Source organism: Sphingomonas gellani (assembly GCF_900110035.1).
Classification (GTDB): domain Bacteria; phylum Pseudomonadota; class Alphaproteobacteria; order Sphingomonadales; family Sphingomonadaceae; genus Sphingomonas; species Sphingomonas gellani.
This window is the reverse complement of sequence record NZ_FOCF01000003.1, coordinates 71,361-91,111: the sequence shown is the minus strand read 5'-3', so window position 1 is coordinate 91,111 and position 19,751 is coordinate 71,361. Positions and strand designations below refer to the sequence as shown.

17 protein-coding genes are annotated in these 19,751 nt (G+C 69.0%); 10 read left to right on the top strand and 7 right to left on the bottom strand.

Features of this window, described 5'->3' with window-relative positions; all coding sequences use genetic code 11:
- Window positions 1-13: 13 nt before the first annotated feature.
- The 4 genes from BMX37_RS07225 to BMX37_RS07210 are packed head-to-tail and all read left to right on the top strand — an operon-like array spanning window position 14 to window position 5,410.
- Window positions 14-556 carry a DUF721 domain-containing protein gene (locus BMX37_RS07225; RefSeq protein WP_093665005.1) on the top strand — a complete coding sequence of 181 codons (543 nt, stop codon included), beginning with the start codon at window positions 14-16 and terminating at the stop codon, window positions 554-556.
- 11 nt (window positions 557-567) lie between these two features.
- Window positions 568-1,230 (top strand): thioredoxin domain-containing protein, encoded by a 663-nt coding sequence (locus BMX37_RS07220; protein ID WP_093665003.1) that lies wholly within the window; start codon window positions 568-570, stop codon window positions 1,228-1,230.
- Window positions 1,231-1,252: 22 nt separating this feature from the next.
- Complete coding sequence (locus BMX37_RS07215; RefSeq protein ID WP_093665001.1) at window positions 1,253-1,978, top strand: thioredoxin domain-containing protein; 726 nt, start codon at window positions 1,253-1,255, stop codon at window positions 1,976-1,978.
- A gap of 33 nt (window positions 1,979-2,011) precedes the next feature.
- Window positions 2,012-5,410, top strand: coding sequence for a chromosome segregation SMC family protein (locus BMX37_RS07210; RefSeq protein WP_093664999.1), 3,399 nt, complete (start codon window positions 2,012-2,014; stop codon window positions 5,408-5,410).
- Here the strand turns inward: BMX37_RS07210 and BMX37_RS07205 are convergent.
- Entirely contained in the window at window positions 5,352-5,843 is a 492-nt protein-coding gene (locus tag BMX37_RS07205; RefSeq protein ID WP_093664997.1) for a hypothetical protein, read from the bottom strand. The genes BMX37_RS07210 and BMX37_RS07205 overlap by 59 nt on opposite strands.
- A 148-nt stretch (window positions 5,844-5,991) precedes the next feature.
- Between BMX37_RS07205 and BMX37_RS07200 the strand changes: the two genes are divergently transcribed.
- On the top strand, window positions 5,992-7,239 hold the full coding sequence (locus tag BMX37_RS07200) for a putative DNA modification/repair radical SAM protein (protein ID WP_093664995.1): 1,248 nt from the start codon (window positions 5,992-5,994) through the stop codon (window positions 7,237-7,239).
- Window positions 7,240-7,301: 62 nt separating this feature from the next.
- Here the strand turns inward: BMX37_RS07200 and BMX37_RS07195 are convergent, their stop codons facing one another.
- Entirely contained in the window at window positions 7,302-7,634 is a 333-nt protein-coding gene (locus BMX37_RS07195) for a hypothetical protein (protein ID WP_093664993.1), read from the bottom strand.
- Between the two features lie 472 nt (window positions 7,635-8,106).
- On the opposite strand from BMX37_RS07195, the gene BMX37_RS07190 reads away from it, so the two are divergent.
- The 3 genes from BMX37_RS07190 to BMX37_RS07180 all read left to right on the top strand — a co-directional run bounded on the left by BMX37_RS07190 (window position 8,107) and on the right by BMX37_RS07180 (window position 12,480).
- Window positions 8,107-9,495: a UdgX family uracil-DNA binding protein gene (locus tag BMX37_RS07190; RefSeq protein ID WP_093664991.1), complete on the top strand. Its 1,389-nt coding sequence runs from the start codon at window positions 8,107-8,109 to the stop codon at window positions 9,493-9,495.
- A gap of 76 nt (window positions 9,496-9,571) precedes the next feature.
- Complete coding sequence (locus BMX37_RS07185) at window positions 9,572-11,398, top strand: DUF885 domain-containing protein (protein ID WP_093664990.1); 1,827 nt, start codon at window positions 9,572-9,574, stop codon at window positions 11,396-11,398.
- Between the two features lie 98 nt (window positions 11,399-11,496).
- Complete coding sequence (locus BMX37_RS07180; RefSeq protein WP_244501443.1) at window positions 11,497-12,480, top strand: alpha/beta hydrolase; 984 nt, start codon at window positions 11,497-11,499, stop codon at window positions 12,478-12,480.
- Window positions 12,481-12,674: 194 nt separating this feature from the next.
- On the opposite strand, the gene BMX37_RS07175 is transcribed toward BMX37_RS07180, so the two are convergent.
- From BMX37_RS07175 to pyrE, 5 genes are read right to left on the bottom strand one after another with little or no spacing between them, the layout of a single operon-like run.
- On the bottom strand, window positions 12,675-13,742 hold the full coding sequence (locus BMX37_RS07175) for an AI-2E family transporter (RefSeq protein WP_093664988.1): 1,068 nt from the start codon (window positions 13,740-13,742) through the stop codon (window positions 12,675-12,677).
- Window positions 13,739-14,704 (bottom strand): signal peptidase I, encoded by a 966-nt coding sequence (lepB, locus tag BMX37_RS07170; protein WP_093664986.1) that lies wholly within the window; start codon window positions 14,702-14,704, stop codon window positions 13,739-13,741. The genes BMX37_RS07175 and lepB overlap by 4 nt, the downstream gene beginning before the upstream one ends.
- Window positions 14,701-15,111: a holo-ACP synthase gene (gene acpS / locus BMX37_RS07165; RefSeq protein ID WP_093664984.1), complete on the bottom strand. Its 411-nt coding sequence runs from the start codon at window positions 15,109-15,111 to the stop codon at window positions 14,701-14,703. The genes lepB and acpS overlap by 4 nt, the downstream gene beginning before the upstream one ends.
- Window positions 15,108-15,905 carry a pyridoxine 5'-phosphate synthase gene (locus BMX37_RS07160; RefSeq protein ID WP_093664982.1) on the bottom strand — a complete coding sequence of 266 codons (798 nt, stop codon included), beginning with the start codon at window positions 15,903-15,905 and terminating at the stop codon, window positions 15,108-15,110. The genes acpS and BMX37_RS07160 overlap by 4 nt, the downstream gene beginning before the upstream one ends.
- Entirely contained in the window at window positions 15,905-16,489 is a 585-nt protein-coding gene (gene pyrE, locus BMX37_RS07155; protein ID WP_093665362.1) for an orotate phosphoribosyltransferase, read from the bottom strand. The genes BMX37_RS07160 and pyrE overlap by 1 nt, the downstream gene beginning before the upstream one ends.
- A gap of 286 nt (window positions 16,490-16,775) precedes the next feature.
- On the opposite strand from pyrE, the gene coxB reads away from it, so the two are divergent.
- Window positions 16,776-18,032, top strand: coding sequence for a cytochrome c oxidase subunit II (coxB, locus tag BMX37_RS07150; protein WP_093664980.1), 1,257 nt, complete (start codon window positions 16,776-16,778; stop codon window positions 18,030-18,032).
- A gap of 4 nt (window positions 18,033-18,036) precedes the next feature.
- Window positions 18,037-19,698 (top strand): cytochrome c oxidase subunit I, encoded by a 1,662-nt coding sequence (ctaD, locus tag BMX37_RS07145; protein WP_093664978.1) that lies wholly within the window; start codon window positions 18,037-18,039, stop codon window positions 19,696-19,698.
- Window positions 19,699-19,751: the final 53 nt, after the last annotated feature.

The window sequence follows — 19,751 nt, the reverse complement described above, 5'->3', positions numbered from 1 at the left end:
CGGCCGCTATGGCATGGGAAACGGCATGAGCAAGCGCGTCCGCGCCCCCTCCCCCACATCCGCGACGGCCGAGCCGGTGCGGCAGAACCGTTCGCGCGCGGTGTCCGAACTGCTGCCCAATGTCGGCGGCGCGGCGTTCCGGCGCTTCGGCTTCGTGCAGTCGGCGGTCGTCAGCCGCTGGGCGGAGATCGTGGGAGAGCGGCTGGCGGCGGCGTCGGTCCCCGAATCGATCCGCTTTCCGCAAGGGAAGAAGCAGGACGGCACGCTGACGCTGGTGGTGCGCGGCGCCCACGCGCCGATGATGCAGCATGTCGCGCCCGAGATCATCGAGCGGGTGAACCGCTTCTTCGGCTATGCGGCGGTCAGCCGGTTGCAGATCCGGCAGGGCGATGTCGCCGCGCGCGAACCGCGCCGTGCCGCGCCCTCGCTCAGGCCCGTGCCTGCCGAGCTGGGCGAGGGGCTGAAGACCATCGCCGATCCCGAACTGCGCGCAGTGCTCGAATCGCTCGCCGCCGGTGTCGCCGGCCCACCCCGCCCGCTCCCCCGGATCAGCTGAGCCCCACGCCGATGCGCATCCTCCTCGCCCTGCTGCTGCCCCTGATCCTCGCCGCGGCGCCGGCGCGCGACTGGTCGACGGTGGCGACCAAACAGGCCAACGGCGCCTATCTGATCGGCAACCCGGCCGCGCCGGTGAAGCTGGTCGAATATGGCAGCTACACCTGCCCGCATTGCGGCGCGTTTTCGGTGGAATCCGGACCGGTGCTGCGCGGCCGCCTGATTCGGTCGGGCAAGGTCAGCCTGGAATATCGGCATTATGTCCGCGATTCCGCCGACCTGGCCGCCGCGCTGGTGGCGCGGTGCGCGGGGCCGAAGGGCTTTGCCGCGACCAGCGATCGGATCTTCGCGACGCAGCGCGACTGGTTGCCGCGCGCCGCCGACTGGAGCCAGGCCAATGCGGAACGGATGCGCATGTACCCGGCCCCCGCACGACTGCGCGCGGAGGCGGAGGGCGCCGGCCTGTTGGCGATCGGCCGCACGGCCGGGCTGACCGACGCGCGATTGGACGCCTGCCTGGCCGACGAGGCGGAGGCGGACCGGCTGGTGGCGATGACCGCCGCCGCCCCGCCCAGCGTCGTCGGCACGCCCTCTTTCCTGCTCAACGGACGCGCGGTGCCCGGCGCCAGCTGGAGCGCGATCCAGCCCGCCCTGGCCGCCGCCGGTGCCCGCTAAGTTTATAATTCGGAGTTCGTCCATGAAGGCTGTTTCGCTTCTTGCCGCCATCGCGCTGACGCTGGCCGGCTGTTCCGGAAAGGGTGGAGAGGGCAACGCCTCCGCCCCCGCCGGCTCCGCCGCGGCCAAGGCTCCGCCCGCCGGGCAGAGCTGGACCGACGTCGTGTCGAAGACGGAAGAAGGGTACCGGATGGGCAATCCGGACGCGCCGGTGAAGCTGGTCGAATATGGCTCGCGCCTGTGTCCCGCCTGTCGCGGTTTCGCGACGGAGGCGTATCAGCCGCTGACCAGCCAATATGTGTCGACCGGCAAGGTGTCGTTCGAATTCCGCGAGTTCCTGATCCACGGTGCGGCGGACGTTCCGCCCGCGCTGCTCGGCCGGTGCGTCGGAGAGGCCGCGTTCTTCCCGGTCATGGAACAACAGTACAAGGACCAGCCGGGCTTCGTCGAAAAGCTGACCCCGGCCTTCATGCAGTCGATCCAGACGCTGCCGCCGCAGCGCGCCTTTGCCGCGATGGCCGATCAGATGGGCCTGGTCGCCTGGTTCCAGCAGCGCGGCCTGCCCGAGGCGAAGGCGCGCCAGTGCCTGGCCGACGGCAAGATGGTCGACCAGCTGACGAAGCAGACGCAGGACAAGGGCGCGGACGGCACCGTCACCGGCACCCCGACGCTGATCGTCAACGGCCAGAAGGTCGACGGCATCGGCTGGGGCGATGTCGAAAAGGCGCTGAAGGCCGCCGGCGCCTGATCCCGCCCCCCGCCGGCCGGACACGCTGCTGACATGCAGATCAAGCGGCTGAGGCTGGCGGGGTTCAAGAGCTTCGTCGATCCGGCGGACCTGCGCATCGAATCGGGCCTGACCGGGGTGGTCGGGCCCAATGGCTGCGGCAAGTCCAACCTGCTCGAGGCGCTGCGCTGGACCATGGGCGAGAACAGCGCCCGGTCGATGCGCGGCGCGGGCATGGACGACGTGATCTTCGCCGGCACCGCCACCCGCCCGCCGCGCGATTTCGCCGAGGTGTCGATCCTGGCCGAACGCGACGGCCCGGATGGGCCGGAGGAAACGGAGGTGGTGCGCCGGATCGAGCGCGGCGCCGGCTCCGCCTACCGCATCGACGGGCGTGACGTGCGGGCGCGCGACGTGTCGTTGTTGTTCGCGGACGCCGCCACCGGCGCGCACTCGCCGGCGCTGGTTAGCCAGAACCGCATCGGCGCGGTGATCGCGGCCCGTCCCGCCGAACGGCGCGCGATGCTGGAGGAGGCGGCGGGGATCGCCGGCCTGCACGTCCGCCGCAAGGAGGCGGAGACACGGCTGCGCGCGACCGAGGCGAACCTGACCCGGCTGGATGAATTGATCGCCGATCAGGACAGCCGCGCCGCGGCGTTGCGACGGCAGGCGCGCGCCGCCGAACGATACCGCCTGTTGTCCGACCAGATCCGGGTCGCGGAGGCGCGGATGATCTTCGCGCGGTGGCGAACGGCGGTCGACGCGGCCGATGCCGCGCGTGCGGAGGCCGGCGCGGTGGAGGCGCGGGTGGTCGCCGCGCAGGCCGCCGAACAGGGTGGTGCCGCCGATCAGCACGCGGCGGCGGAGCGTGTCGCGGGCGTGCGGCGCGATGCGCTGACCGCGCGCGACCGGGCGAGCGGAGCGGGGCATGCCCTGTCCCGGCTGCAAACGGAGAAGGCGACGGCCGAACGCCGCCTGTCCGACCTGATCGCGGCACGCGCGCGGATCGAGGAGGATCGCGCGCGCGAGGGGACGCTGGCGGAGGATGCCGCCGCCGCCCTCGCCGCGCTGGCCGAGGAGGGCGCCGCGTTGGAGGCGGCGATCGCCGCATCCGCCGCCGCACTGCCGACGCTGGACGCCGCCACGGCGGAGGCGGAGCGGCACGCGCGCGATGTGGAGGTCGCTTTGGCGCAGGCGATGACGCGTCAGGCGGGGGAGGCGGCGGACGCGCGAGTGGCACAGGCCGCGCTCGGCGCAGCGCGGGCACGTGCGGACCGTGCGGAGCGGGAGGTGGCGCTGCTCGCCCAGCGTCGCGCCGAACTGGGCGATGCCGGGCCGATCGAGGCGGAGCGCGAGGCGGCGGTGGCCGCGCGCGCGACGGCGCTGACGGACAGTGAGAAGGGTGCCGCGGCGCTCGCCTGGGCCGAGGAGACGGAGGCGCGGGCGGTGGCGGAGCGCGACGAGGCGGAAGCCGCGCGAGCGACCGCGCGCGCCGACCTGGCCGCGATCGAGGCGGAGATAACCGCGCTGACGCGCGCGCTGGATCGTGGCGACGGCGACCGGCTGCTCGACGCGGTGCGCGCGGCGCCGGGTTTCGAGCGGGCCCTGGCGGCGGCGTTGGGCGACGAGCTGGAGATGCCGACCGCCGCGTGGACGGGCGGCGATCCGCTCCCCGGCGACCCGCTGCCGCCGGTCGGTACGCTGCCGCTGGCCGAGCGGGTGGAGGCGCCACCGGCACTCGCCCGCAGACTGGCGCAGGTCGTGCTGGTGGAGGTGGATGCCGGACAGGTGCTGGCCATGGGTCAGCGACTGGTGACGCGCGAGGGCCGGCTGCGGCGCTGGGACGGGTTCGTGCGCCAGGGCGGCGGCGCGGCGGCGGCGGAGCGGATGGAGCGCGCCAATCGGTTGTCGGTGCTGGAGCAGGCCCGCCCGCCGGCGCAGGCGGCGCTGGACCGGGCGGAGGCGAACCGCGCGGCGCTGGCGGAACGGATCACCCGCGCACGGGAGGCAGCGGACGGGGCACGCGGGCTGATCCGCCGGGCCGACACCGCCACGCGTGACGCGCAACGTGCGGAGGATCGGGCCCGTGCCGCGCTGGAACGGCTCACCGGCCAGCGCGCGGATCTGGACGAGCGCGCCGGTCGCATCGCGGCGGAGGCGGCGGAAGCGGCGGCCGAGCGCAACCGCGCGGCCGAGGCGGTGGCCGCGCTGCCCGACGGTCTCGCCAGCGCGGCGGAGGTGCGCCGGCTGAACGAGGACGCGCTGGCCGCTCGCAACGCGGTGGCGTCGGCGCGGGCGGACAGGACGGCGCACGACCGCGACGCCGCCGCCCGGCGCGAGCGGCTGGCCGCGGCCGGGGCGGAAATGCGCGGATGGCGATCGCGCGCCGGTGAGGCCGCGCGGCGGATCGCGGACATGGCCCGGCGCGAGGCGCAACTGGCGACCGAACTCGACACGCTGGCATCCCGCCCCGCCGCACTGGACGAGTCGATCGAGCTGGCGGAGATCGAGAATGCGGTGGCGCGCGCGGCCGCCGAGGCGCTGGCGCGCGGCGAGCGCGATGCGGAGGCGGCGCTGCGGGCAAGCGAGGACGCGCATCGCCGGCTGGCCGAGACGCTGGCCGCCGCACGCGAGGACCGCGCCGCCGCCTCCGCACGGCTGGAGAATCAGGAACTGCGCCGCGTGGAGATGGGCCGCCTGTCCGGAGAGCGGTTCCAGTGCCCGGCGCCGATACTGCCCGAACGGCTTGGCTTCGCGTCCAAGGACGTTCGCTCACCGGCCGAGGAATCGGCGGCGCACGAGAAGCTCGGCGCGGATCGCGAGCGGATCGGCCCGGTCAACCTGGTCGCGGAGCGCGAGCTGGCAGACCTGGAGGCGGCGGCGCTGGGCAACGCGGCGGAGCGCGAGGAGCTAGGCCAGGCGGTGAACGCGCTGCGCGGGTCGATCGGCACGCTGAACCGGGAGGGGCGCCAGCGCCTGCGTGCCGCATTCGAGGCGGTCGACGGGCATTTCCGGCGCCTGTTCACCACCCTGTTCGACGGCGGCCAGGCGCATCTGGAACTGATCGATTCGGACGACCCGCTGGAGGCGGGGCTGGAGATCATGGCCCAGCCGCCAGGCAAGCGGTTGCAATCGCTGACCCTGTTGTCGGGCGGCGAACAGGCGCTGACCGCGGTTGCGCTGATATTCGGCCTGTTCCTGACCAACCCCGCGCCGATCTGCGTGCTGGACGAGGTCGATGCGCCACTGGACGACGCCAATATCGAGCGCTTCTGCGACCTGCTCGACCGGATGGCGGCAGAAACCGACACCCGCTACCTGATCGTCACCCACAATGCGGTGACCATGAGCCGCATGCACCGCCTGTTCGGCGTGACCATGATCGAACGCGGCGTCAGCCGGCTGGTGTCCGTCGATCTGCAGGCGGCGGAGACGCTGCTGGCCGCGGAGTAGGCGCGGCCGGGGCGGCGCTCTGCGACCGGATCAACGCCGCGACCTTTTGCTGTTCCCGGTCCAGATGCTGGCCGATCCGCCTGCGCATCGCAAAGGCCGCCTCCCGATAGTCCGACCAGTGACCGGCGGTGCCGAGGCGCGTCCAATGCTGGACGAACTGGGTGTAATCCGCCCCGATGGCGAGGCAATCCGCCTTCAGCGCCTCCCCCATCGCCCGCGTGCGTGGGCAGCGCCCGGCGATCACCGGATCGAAGATGCTGCGATGCTTGAACTGCTGATAGGCGTTCAGCGCACGGACGAGTTCCCAGCGCAGACGGCTGATCGCCATCGGATCGGCCGGTTCTCGCATGTCCAGCGTGGGCGCGGCCTGGGCGATGATGGCGCGAACCCGCTGTTGATGGTCAGCCAGGATGTCGAGCAAGTGCGCGTCCAACGGTCCAACTCCCTTTCCTATGATCGAGGTTAAGGGCGACAGAGTTCCCAAACTCTTAAATCACGGAATTGGCCGGTTTTATTTTTTACAACCGTTCCGAAGCCACTGAGACGCTTGTCCGTTCGGTGGCGGAACGTATATTGAACGCATGGCGCAGCTCGACACCCGGCAGAAGCTCGGCATCCTGGCCGATGCGGCGAAGTACGACGCCTCCTGCGCGTCGTCGGGCACCGCGAAGCGCGACAGCCGCGACGGCAAGGGCATCGGATCGACCGAGGGGATGGGCATTTGTCACGCCTATGCTCCCGATGGGCGCTGCATCAGCCTGCTCAAGATCCTGCTGACGAACAGCTGCATCTTCGACTGTCATTATTGCATCAACCGCAAGAGTTCGAACGTGCGGCGCGCGCGCTTCACTGCGCAGGAAGTGGTGCAGCTGACCCTGTCCTTTTACCGGCGCAATTATATTGAGGGGTTGTTCCTGTCGTCGGGCATCATCGGATCGTCCAACTATACGATGGAACAGCTGGTGGAGGTGGCGCGATCCTTGCGGGAGGATCATCACTTCCGCGGCTACATCCACCTGAAGACGATTCCCGACGCCGATCCGGAGTTGGTGCATCAGGCCGGGCTATACGCGGATCGCGTGTCTATCAACGTCGAGCTGCCGACTGTATCGGGGCTGAAGCGGCTGGCGCCCGAAAAGGATGAGAAGCGCATCGAAGGCGCGATGGCCGACAACAAGACGGCGATCATCGACAACAAGGACGCGCGCAAGAAATACAAGTCGGCGCCCCGATTCGCGCCCGCCGGACAGTCGACGCAGATGATCGTCGGGGCCGACGCGGCGACCGATGGCGATATCGTGCGTCGCGCATCGACGCTGTACGATCAATTCGGGCTGCGGCGCGTCTATTACTCCGCATTCAGCCCCATTCCTGACGCGTCGGCGGTGCTGCCGCTGCAACGCCCGCCTTTGATGCGCGAACATCGGCTGTATCAGTCCGACTGGCTGATGCGGTTCTACGATTACCGACCTGACGAGGTGGTCGCCGCCGCCGATGAAGCGACCGGCATGCTGCCGCTGGACATCGATCCGAAGTTGGCCTGGGCCCTGAAGTTCCGCGACCGCTTTCCCGTCGACGTCAATCAGGCCCCGCGCGAGATGCTGCTGCGCGTACCGGGCCTGGGGGTGAAGGCGGTCAATGCGATGCTGGCGAGCCGACGCTGGCGACGCCTGAGGCTGGACGATGTCGCACGCCTGACCGTGTCTGTCGCGAAGCTGCGGCCCTTCATCGTGACGGAGGATTGGCGGCCGGTGCTGCTGACCGACAAGGCCGACCTAAAGCCGCTTGTCGCCCCGAAGAAGCAGCAATTGGAATTGTTCGCCGCATGATTTCAGGCAGGGCGAAGAGAATTCAGCGGGGCAGTCTGATTCCTGCTCGGGTCAGTTCACCGTTACCTGCCACCGGTTGATCGTAACTGTGACTTGCGCGGCGTGACCGTGATCTTCGGGCTGCCGCCATCGTAGTTGCCGTACGCGACGAAGTTGTAGCCATAGACGCCGCAGCCATAGCTGTTCGGGTCGGCCAGCGGCACCTTGGACACGATGCGCACATCGTTGGGAAAGCTGGAAGGCAGCAGGTCGATGGTGTCGATCATGTCGCTGCCGATCGCCAGGCGGCTGGTGATCATCGTGCACCACGGGCTGGCATAGGCGCTGTAGCTGCCGCTGGAATAGAAGACCTTGTCGGCAAGGACGAGGCGGTTCGGATCGACCGGCTTGACCACCGCCTGTCCAGTGCGCTGCTGCCCAGCGATGCGGTGGGCGCGGGGCTGGGGGTGGGTGTAGGCGTGGGAGTGGGCGCGGGGCTGGGCGTCGCGACGCTGTTCACGACCAGCACGGCCGGTGCGGCGCTGGTCGCGGGCGCGGTTCCGCCACCGTCCCCCCCCCCCGGCACGACGACAGGAGCAGCGCAAGGACTGCCAGGGAACAGGCGCTTTGGTTGCGGTACATCTGTTTCGATCCCAGGGGCTTTCAGGACGCCGGGCGGGATCAGCGGATAACAATGCCGCGCAATGAAATGCTGAGCGCCCTCATCACCGGATACTTACCTGTATTGGGCAGAGGTTGAGATCACGATCGCGCAAGGCCAGGTCGGGCCGCGCGCCACCCTCCTCCAGTCGCCATTATGGCAACTTATGGCAACGATCCTGGGGCCGCGGCACGCAACCAGCGCCGCCCTTACCGGTTGTTCCCGCAATGCGCGTCGTTACCCTGCCCCGCCCCGATGACTTCGACGCATGGCGCGACGCGGCGCGCGGCCTGATCGCGGATCAGGTTCCGGCGGATGAGGTGGTGTGGCAGGTGGGCGACGTGCCGACCGACCTGTTCGCCGGAGAGGCCGTGGCGCATGCACCGCCGCCGCCGTCCTCCGCCTTTTCGGTACCGCGCCCGTTCATCGACCTGGCGCGCACCGTCGTGCAGGCGAGCGAGCCCGAACGCTTCTGCCTGCTGTACACGCTGCTCACCCGGCTGAGACGGGAGCCGGGGTTGATCGAGGATCGCGCCGATCCGCTGGTCCGCCGCCTGGACACGCTGGCCAAGGGTGTCCGGCGCGACATGCACAAGATGCGGGCGTTTCTGCGCTTTCGCGAGGTGCAGGATGCGGAGGGCGCGCGCTTCGTCGCCTGGTTCGAGCCCGAGAACCACATCGTCCGCGCCAACGCCGCGTTCTTCGTCAATCGCTTCGCATCGATGCGCTGGTCGATCCTGACGCCGGAGGTGTCGCTGCACTGGGACGGCAAGGCCTTGTCGGAAGGGCCTGGCGCGACCCGCGCGGATGCGCCCGACGGCGATCCGGTCGAAGAAGTGTGGAAGACTTATTACGCCAACATCTTCAACCCCGCGCGCGTGAAGATCGGCGCGATGCTGAAGGAGATGCCGCGCAAATACTGGAAGAACATGCCCGAGACGCAGCTGGTCCCCCAGCTGATCGCCGGGGCGCAGGCAAGGGAGTCTCGCATGATCGAAACCGCCCGCACGGAAATCGGCGGCAACAGCCTGGCTGCATGGGAAGCGCTGCGCGACGAGGCGGCGGCCTGCACCCGCTGCCATCTGTACAAGCATGCAACGCAGACCGTCTTCGGCGAAGGATCGGTCGATTCGACGATGATGTTCGTCGGCGAACAGCCCGGCGACAATGAGGATTTGGCCGGAAAGCCGTTCATCGGCCCGGCCGGTCAGGTGTTCGATCGGGCGCTGGCGGAGGCGGGGATCGACCGCAGCCGCGCCTATGTCACCAATGCGGTCAAGCACTTCAAGTTCGAGCAGCGCGGCAAGCGGCGCATCCACTCCAAACCCGGCGCGGGCGAGATCGACGCATGCCGCTGGTGGATCGAACAGGAACGCATGCTGGTGCAGCCTCAGGTCACCGTCGCGCTGGGCGCCACCGCCGCGCGGTCGCTGCTCGGCCGGGTGGTGACGATCGGGCGGGAGCGGGGGCGGCCGATGCCGCTGGCCGATGGCGGACAGGCGCTCATCACCGTGCACCCCAGCTTTCTGCTGCGCCTGCCCGACGAGGAGGCGAAGCGGGTCGAATATACGCGCTTCGTCGAGGATCTGAAGGCGGCGCACGCCCTGCTCGCCTGATCCGCGCTGCCCCCTTGTAAAGCGCGCGCGCCCGTGGTCCCTGCAGGCCCAGCAAGCGAACAAGGGACAAGGGCAGATGATCGATCGGCGCAACTTCATCGGATCGGCGGCGGCCGCGTCCATGCTGACGATGCTGAGCGGCGCGGCGCGAGCAGCGGCCGCGGGCGGCCATGCTGGGTTGAACGCGCTGTTCGACGCATTCGTGGCGGAACGGCTCGACCGGTCACCGGAAATGGCGACCAGCCTGGGCCTGGACAAGGATGCACGCGCGCGACAGCGGCATCTGGTCACCGACAATTCCGCCGCCGGCATCGCCGCGGACAAGGCGCTGACCGCCGACCAGCTGCGCCGCCTGCGCGCGTTTCCGCGCAGCTCGCTGACCGGGCTGGATCAGGTCAATTACGACGCGGTGCTGTTCGGGCTGGACGCGACCGTCGCCGCCGACCGGCAGTTCCGTTTCGGCGAATCGGGTGCGTCGACGCCTTATGTGCTCAGCCAGTTGACCGGCGTGTACCAGCAGGTGCCGACCTTTCTCGACACGCAGCATCCGATCGAGACGGCCGACGACGCACAGGCCTATCTGGACCGGCTGAGCGCCTTTCCGCGCATGCTGGACAACGACACCGCGCGCGCCGGGGCCGATGCGGCGGCAGGGGTGATCCCGCCCGGCTTCATCCTGGACAAGGCGCTGACCCAGCTGACTGCGCTGCGTGAACCGGGTCCGGACACGGCGCGGCTGGTCCTGTCTGTCGCGGAACGGACGAAGGCGAAGGGGATCGCCGGCGACTGGGGCGCAAAGGCGGCGGCGATCTACACCGGACAGGTGCAGCCCGCGCTGGACCGGCAGATCGCCGCGGTCCGCGCGATGCGCGCGAAGGCGACCGACGCGGCGGGCATCGGCCGCCTGCCACAGGGTCAGGCCTATTATGCCGCCGCGCTGAAGAGCTATACCACATCGTCGCTGTCGCCGGCGGAGGTGCACCGACTGGGCCTGGAACAGACCCGCGCCTATCAGGCGGAAATCGACACGATCCTGAAAAGCCAGGGCCTGTCGCAGGGCAGCGTTGGCGCACGGCTGGCCGCGCTCGGCACCGACCCGAAACAGCTATGGCCCGATACCGATGCGGCCAAGATCGAACTGATCGCGCACCTCAACGAGCTGGTCGCGCAGATCACGCCGCGTCTGCCGCAGATGTTCCGCGACCCGCCGCACGTCCCCTTGCAGATCCGCCGCGTGCCCAAGGAGATCGAGGCGGGTGCGCCGCTCGGCTATTACAACCCGGCCTCGCTCGACGGGGCGCGGCCGGCGATCTATTACCTGAACCTTCAGCACACCACCGACTGGCCGCGCTGGCTGGTGCCGAGCGTGACGTTCCATGAGGGCGTGCCGGGCCACCATTTGCAGAATTCCGTCGCCTTCACGATCAAGGACCTGCCGCTGATCCGACGGATCAACTGGTATTCGGGATATGGCGAGGGCTGGGCGCTGTACGCGGAACAGCTTGCGGACGAGCTGGGCATGTACCGCGACAATCCGCTCGGCCGCGTCGGGTACCTCAAGTCGGAACTGTGGCGCGCATGCCGCATGGTGCTGGATACCGGCATCCACACCATGGGCTGGACGCGGGAGCAGGCGATCCGGTGGAAGATGGAGAATGACGGCTCCAACGAAAGTGCCGCCGCGAACGAGGTCGATCGATACTGCGTGTGGCCGGGCCAGGCGCCAAGCTACAAGATCGGCCACACCGTCATCAACCGGCTGCGCGACGATGCGCGCAAGAAGCTGGGCAACCGGTTCGACATCAAGGACTTCCACGCGGTCGTGCTGAACTCCGGCGCGGTGCCGTTGGACGTGCTGGAGCGGCTGGTCACGGCCTATGCGGCGACGGGTAAGGTGGCCTGAGGACGCATGCTGGGATGAGGGCATGCCGTCCGCTCGCGCCGAGCGGCGGCTTGCGTCCCCGCAACGGTAGACAGGGTTTGCTGTGGCACCGAGCAGTCGTGCCGTCGCTGCTGGCGATCGGCATCGCCGGTACGGCCTGGGGCCAGGCCGGCAGGCCGGACGCGTCACCCAAGGCGCCTCTCCCGAAGAATGAGCGGGTGGGTCCGTGGCAACCGGCCGATGGCGGGATCCAGATACCGCTGTGGCCGGCGAACACGTCCCTCGCCAGGCCAGACTCCAGCGACCGTCCCGAGGGGACCGGCAACGGCACGCGCCTTGTCGCGGGGCGCAAGTGGCATTGGGCAAGCTATGTCACCCGGCCGACCATGACCGTCTATCGCCCGAAAGGGCGCAACGCCGGCAGCGCCATGCTCGTCCTGCCGGGTGGCGGTTTCGAAGTCATCGCGATCGATCTGGAAGGTACCGAGATCTGCGACTGGGTGGTGCGACAGGGCATGACCTGTGCCGTGCTGAAGTACCGGGTGCCACAGGTCTGGCCGTCGGTTGACGGCAAGCAACAGCGGCCCAAGGTGCTGCTGGGCCTGGAGGACGCGCAACGCGCGATGGGGCTACTGCGGCAGCAGGCTGCGTCGTACGGAATCGACCCGCACAGGATCGGCGTGATCGGCTTTTCGGCGGGCGCCTATCTCGCGGCGAACATGAGCAACACCGACGATCGCACCTACCCGCTGCGGGACGCGGCCGATCGGCAGTCGCCGCGGCCCGATTTCGCGGTCGTCGCCTACACCGCGCGCATGCTGGACGACAGCAAGGGGAGGAACAGCCTGGACCTCAAGCCGTGGGTGACCATCAGCGCCAAGGCACCGCCGACGATGATCCTGCACGCCATGAACGATCCGATGGACAAGGTCCGGCAACCCCTCGCCTACGCGCTGGCGCTGAGCGATGCGGGTGTGCCGGTCGACATGCGCATCTATGCCAAGGGAGGACACGCATTCGGGATGCGGCCGACTGCCGATCCGATTTCCCGGGAGTGGCCGGGACAGGTCAGGCAGTGGCTGCACAACATCGGCATGCTGTGACGGCGAACAGGTTCTGAGCGATCGCAAAAGGCCGCGCCGGAAACGTCGGCAGCCACCTCCACAAACGCCTTGCATACCGTAAAAAGGCGACCAATCGCACCCGTCAGGTTTATAGAGGCATCTGCCCTTCCGAGCCGAACCGTCGCCACTCATGGCGCGGACCAGGGCGCCACCACCCGTCAACGCGCCGAACGCTACTCCGCCGCGTCCTGCTCCGCCTCGCGCTCGGCGCTGCGCTCCAGCGCGGCCTTGACCATCGCGGTGAAGGGGTCGGCCAGCGCCAGGCCCAGGATGCCGAGCAGCGCGCTCGCCATGATCTGCACCGCCAGGGTCAGCGCGGGCGGCAGGTCCACCGTGCGCTTCGCCACCATCGGCACGACCACATAGCCGTCGAAGGTCTGCACCACGAAGTAGGTGCCGATCGCCCACAGCCCTTCATGCGACCCCGCGCTGAAACCGACCGCGACCATCAGCAGCCCGGTGACGATGGCGCCGATGTTGGGGATAAAGGCCAGGATGCCGGCGATGATGCCCAACAGCATCGCCATCGGCACGCCCCCGATCGCCAGCGCGATCCAGGTGAACACGCCCTCCACCGCCATGCCGAGCAGCCGGCCGGCGAGCAGGCGGCGCAGTGTCACGCCCATCCGGTCCAGCGTGCGCGCGAATTCCGGCCGGGCGTCCCTCGGCACCATCCATTGCAGGCCCCGTTCGTAGCTGGTCGGGTCCATCGCCAGGAACAGCCCCAGCACCGCGATCATGAACATGCTGGTCACCGCGCCGATCGCGGTTCCGACCCACGACGTGACCCGCCCCAGCGATCCCATCATCTGGCGCGCGATGCCGCTGACGTCGGATGCGCCGGGCATCAGCCCTTGTTGCGACAGGAAGCCGGTGAAGCGGTTCGCCTGCACCTCCAGCGTGGCGCGCAGCTGCGTCACCTGTGCCGTGACCTGCACACCGGTCAGGTAGAAGGTCCCGAAAAGGAACGCGACAACCAGTATGCACACGATCAGCAACCGCCAGCCCCGCCCGATCGGCAGCACCCGGCCGAGCAGCCGGACCCCGCCATCGAGCAGAGAGGCGAAGACGATGCCGGCGAACACGATCATGATCGGCTGGATCAACAACACCACCAGCGCCATCGCGGCGGCGAGTCCCAGCCAGATCGCGGCGCGTTTCAGGTCGCGCCGGGTGGACGCGTCCCTCAACTCCGCGGGTGCGGGTTCGCGCGTGATCGCATCCTGCGCAGCCTTCGTCATTGGCCGACGACCTCGGGGCCGACAACCTCGGGATGCAGCGACGTGCCCGCGCGGCCGCCGCGCAGCGAGCCCGGCCAGGTCAGCGGGTTCCACGTCGCGTGGCCGTCCAGCGAGAAAGTGACGAATTCCGCACGGCCGCCGATATTCTCATACGGCACCGCCCCGCCCAGCCCGAGCTGCGCGCTGGAAAAGCGGCTGTCGGCGGACCGGTCGCGATTGTCGCCCATCAGGAACACGTGATTGGCCGGAATGGTGATCGGACCGTAATCGTCGCCCGGACTCGGCCCGAGTTCCACCGTGTCGTAACGGCGGCCGTTGGGCAGCGTCTCGGTGACCAGAGGTAGGTGGCAGACCAGCACCCCGTCCGCGCCGGTCCGCTGCGCACCGGGATAGTCCATCGGATCGCACGGGCTGTTGGCGTCGACCGGGATGTCGACATAGTGGATCGGGCCGCGCGTCACGGGCCGGCCGTTCAGGATCACGGTGCCGCCGCGCACCTGCAGCCGGTCGCCGGGCAGGCCGATTACCCGCTTGATATAATCGTTGTTGGTACCCGGCGGCGTGACGATCACCACGTCGCCGCGCATCGGCACGCGCCCGAACAGCCGCCCGCGCCATTCGGGCAGCGCCACCGACCAGCTGTCCTCGTGCCGGCGCAGCACCAGGCTGTCGAAGATCGCGACCGGGTTGGGAATGGTCGGCGACACGAAGCTCCAGCCATAGGCGAACTTCGTCACCACCAGCCGGTCGCCGACCCGCAGGCCGGGCAGCATCGATTCGGAGGGGATGTAGAACGGTTTCGCGATGAAGCTGTGAAAGCCGAGCACGATCACCAGCAGCCAGAAGATGCCGACCAGTTCCGACCACCAGCGCGATGCGCGACCCTTGGCGGCGGGTGTCGGTGCGGGCTTGGGGCCGCCCTCGCCGCTGGTCTGATCGCCGCTCAACACGAGGTTCTTCATTCGCGAGGGTCCGGTAGTGCCTCGATCACCACGAATGCCTGCGCCCAGGGGTGATCGTCGGTCATGGTCAGGTGTATCGTCGCGACGTGGCCGCGCGGCACCATGGCGTCAAGCCTCGCCTGCGCCCCACCGGTCAGCGCCAGTGTCGGCGCGCCGGACGGCAGGTTGACGACGCCGATGTCGCGCAGGAACACGCCCTGCTTGAACCCGGTGCCGACCGCCTTGGAGAACGCCTCCTTGGCGGCGAAGCGCTTCGCCAGCGTGGCGGCGCGGGTGAAGGGGCGCTTGTCCGCCCTGGCCAGTTCGGTTTCGGTGAAGCAGCGTGCCTCGAACCGGGCGCCGAACCTGTCGAGGGAGGCGCGGATCCGCTCGATCGAGCAAAGGTCGGAACCCAGGCCCAGGATCACCCTGCGCGGCCCTCCGACCCCAAGGATCGATGCGCCGCCCCGTCGAGGCCGCGCGCCGCATCCATCGCGTCTCGCATCCGGCGGACGCTGTCGGCCAGGCCCAGGAACAGCGCCTCGCCGATCAGGAAATGGCCGATGTTGAGCTCTCGCACCTGGGGGATCGCGGCGATGGCGGCGACATTGTCGTACGTCAGGCCGTGCCCCGCATGCACCTCGATGCCGTTGCGGGCCGCCAGCGCGGCGGCATCGGACAGGCGGCGCAACTCGTCGGCGCGCGCGGCCCCGTCGAGTTCGGCATAGCGACCGGTGTGCAACTCCACCACCGGCGCGCCGAGGCGCAGCGCGGCATCGATCTGACGCGGATCCGGCTCGATGAACAGCGACACGCGCGTGCCGCCGGCGCCCAGCCGTTCCACCAACGGTTGCAGGCGCGCGAACTGGCCCGCCGCGTCGATGCCGCCCTCCGTGGTGCGCTCCTCACGCTTTTCGGGTACGATGCACGCGGCATGGGGCCGATGGCGCAGCGCGATGCCCAGCATCTCGTCGGTGGCCGCCATTTCCAGGTTCAACGGCACCGGCAGCTCGGCGGACAGGCGCGCGATGTCGGCGTCCGTGATGTGGCGCCGATCCTCGCGCAGATGGGCGGTGATCCCGTCCGCGCCGGCCTCAGCCGCCAGCAGCGCCGCCCGCACCGGATCGGGATAGCCGGAGCCGCGCGCGTTGCGGACCGTGGCGACATGGTCGATGTTGACGCCCAGGCGCAACTCGCCGCCGGGGTTGAGCGCGTCCGCCATCAAGCGGCGGCCCGGCTGCCCGGCTTGATCGCGGGGATCGCGGCGAGTTCGGGGGGCAGTGCGTCGGCGGCATAGCTCGGCACGGCGAGCCGGATCAGCGGAAAGAACGGCACACCCAGATCCGCCTGCCCGTCGGATCGATCGACAAGCGCGGCCGCCGCCACCGTTTCGCCCCCGGCGCGCGCGATCGCGGCGATCGCCTCGCGCGAGGAAAGGCCGGTGGTGACCACATCCTCCATCATCAGCACCCGCTGACCCGGCAACAGGCGAAAGCCGCGGCGCAATTCGAACGTCCCCTCCGGCCGTTCCAGGAACATCGCCTCCACCCCTAGCGCACGCGCCATTTCGTGCCCGGCGATTACCCCGCCCATCGCGGGCGACACAACGGCGGTGACCGCCCGACGCACATCCTCCGGCAGCCGCGCGGCCAGCGCCGTCGCCAGCCGGCTGCCTCGCGCCGGGTCCATCAGCACGCGCGCGCATTGCAGGTACCGCGAACTGCGCAGGCCCGATGACAGGATGAAATGCCCCTCCAGCAACGCATCCGCGGCCCGGAACTCCGCCAGCACCGCGTCGTCGGTCATGTTGGAATCGGCGGTGGCCGTGGCTTGGTTCGTGGCGTGATCGGTCATTGCAGGCGCGCGCTCCGGCAGGTCGGCCACGCTGATAGGCACCGGACCGGGGCCGCGCAACGCTCAAGCTGGCCTGTGCATGGGGCCCCTGGTGCCATGCCGGTCCAGAATCGTGCACCCTGGGTTGAGACACAATCGACCCGCGCGTATAGCCGGAGCGAGATGGGCGCGTTCATGCCCGGAAGAGGCCGCGTTGCGATGGCCGGTTCCAGCGATCAGGACTGAGGTGACGAGAGGCATGCGGACACAGGGGCTGACACAGGGTCTGACACGGGGGCTGAAGGGAACGGCGATCGCCATCGGAGTGGCCTTGGCCGCGATGGGCGGGGTCGGAACGGCCGCGCCGGCGCAGACCACCCCGCAGGCGGCGGCGGCAAAGCCCTCCGCTCCGGCGACCGGCACACCCGCTGCCGGGACGGCCGCGGCCCCCGCCAACACGTCCAACCTGGCGCCGACGACCGCCGCGGCGACTCCGCCGGCCAACCCCTCCTCGCCCCAGCTGGCGATGGACGGCGCGCCCGTGCTGTCGTCGATCGACGCCAACCGCGCCGGCCCTGACGGCCGCAACATTGGCCGGCCGACCGACGGCATGTTCGACATCCAGCCGCAGGTGACGCGCAATGGCCGCTTCGCCTACTGGTTTCACAACAGCATCCTGTTCCCGCTGATCACCGCGATCTCGCTGTTCGTGCTGATCCTGCTGGTCGTGGTGGTGGTGCGGTTCCGCCGCGCGGCCAATCCGATCCCGTCCAAGACCAGCCACAACACCTTCATCGAGGTGATTTGGACCGCGGTGCCGGTGCTGATCCTGGCGGCGATCGCGCTGCCGTCGATTGGGCTGCTCCGCGCGCAGTTCAAGCCCGCGCCCGCCGGTGCCGTGACGCTGAAGGCGATCGGCAACCAATGGTACTGGACCTACCAGTATCCGGATCATGGCGGGTTCGAGATCACCGCCAACATGCTGAAGGAAAAGGATCAGGTCGTCCCCGGTGAACGTGCCCGCACCGACGCCGACGGTCCCCGCCTGCTGGCCACCGACAACCGCATCGTGCTGCCCGTCGGCGTGCCGATCCGCCTGATCACCACGTCCAATGACGTGATCCACAGCTGGGCCGTGCCCGCCTTCTGGATCAAGCTGGACGCGATTCCCGGCCGTCTGAACGAAACCAGCTTCACCATCGAGCGGCCCGGCCTGTATTTCGGCCAGTGCTCCGAACTCTGCGGCCCGCGCCATGCCTTCATGCCGATCGCGGTGGAGGCGGTCGCGCCGGCGCAGTTCGCCGCCTGGGTCCGCGCCAAGGGCGGCACCATGCCGGGCGCCAGGGCGCCGTCGGAAAAGGTGATCCCGCAGCCCGGCGCCGAGGGTCATCCCGCCGCCCCGGCCGAAGGGTTCAAGGTTCCCGCCGCCGGCCCCAATCCCGGCACCGCCGCCACCCCCGCCCCGTCGCAGGGCGCCACCAACAACCGGACCGGTGCCGGCAACGCTGGATTGTAAGATCATGACCGATACCGCACTCCATCCGTCCGCCTTTCAGGCCCATGATCACGGTCATCACGACCATGCCGAGCACAAGCCGGCGTTCTTCGCGCGCTGGTTCATGTCCACCAACCACAAGGACATCGGCACGCTGTACCTGATCTTCGCGATCGTGGCGGGAATCATCGGCGGCGCGATCTCCGGCCTGATGCGGGCCGAGCTGGCGCATCCGGGCATCCAGTATCTGGGCACCTGGGCACGCCTGCTGCATGGCGGCGAGCAGAGCCTGGACCAGTCGCTGCACCTGTGGAACGTGCTGATCACCGCGCACGGCCTGATCATGGTGTTCTTCATGGTCATGCCGGCGATGATCGGCGGCTTCGGCAACTGGTTCGTGCCGATCATGATCGGGGCGCCGGACATGGCGTTCCCGCGCATGAACAACATCAGCTTCTGGCTGCTGATCCCGGCATTCACCCTGTTGCTGGCGTCACCCTTCCTGGGCGGCGCGGGCGTGGGCTGGACCGCCTACGCGCCGTTGTCGACGTACGGAGAGCCCGGACCCTCGGTGGACATGGCGATCCTGTCGCTGCACCTGGCCGGCGCATCGTCGATCATGGGTGCGATCAACTTCATAACCACGATCTTCAACATGCGCGCGCCGGGCATGACCCTGCACAAGATGCCGCTGTTCGTGTGGTCGGTGCTGGTCACGGCGTTCCTGCTGCTGCTGTCGCTGCCCGTGCTGGCGGCGGCGATCACCATGCTGCTGACCGACCGCAATTTCGGCACCACCTTCTTCGATCCGGCCGGCGGTGGTGACCCCGTGCTGTACCAGCATCTGTTCTGGTTCTTCGGCCACCCCGAAGTGTACATCATGATCCTGCCGGGCTTCGGCATCATCAGCCAGATCATCGCGACGTTCAGCCGCAAGCCGGTGTTCGGCTATCTCGGCATGGCGTACGCGATGGTCGCGATCGGCGTGGTCGGCTTCGTCGTGTGGGCGCATCACATGTTCGCGACCGGCCTGTCGGTGAACACCAAGATGTACTTCACCGCCGCCACCATGGTCATCGCGGTGCCGACCGGCATCAAGATCTTCTCGTGGATCGCGACAATGTGGGGCGGGTCGATTAGCTTCAAGACCCCGATGGTCTGGGCGATCGGCTTCATCTTCATGTTTACCGTCGGTGGCGTGACCGGCGTGGTGCTCGCCAACGGCGGCGTCGACGACTATATGCAGGACACCTATTACGTCGTCGCGCACTTCCACTACGTGCTGTCGCTGGGGGCGGTGTTCGCGCTGTTCGCCGGCTTCTACTACTGGTTCCCGAAGATGTCGGGCAAGATGTACAGCGAGTTCCTCGGCCAGCTGCACTTCTGGGTGTTCTTCGTCGGCGTGAACGTGCTGTTCTTCCCGATGCACTTCCTGGGCCTGCAGGGCATGCCGCGCCGCTATCCGGATTATCCGGACGCCTATGCGACGTGGAATGCGATGGCGAGCCACGGTTATGAGATCATGACCGTCGGCATGGTGATCTTCTTCGTCAACGTGATCTGGTCGCTGATCGCGGGCAAGAAAGCCGACGACAATCCCTGGGGCGAGGGCGCGACGACGCTGGAATGGACGCTGTCCAGCCCGCCGCCGTACCACCAGTTCGAAACGCTGCCGCGGATCGACTGAACCACGGACCGGACCAGCAAGGCGCCTCGGGGGCAACCCCGGGGCGCTTTGCT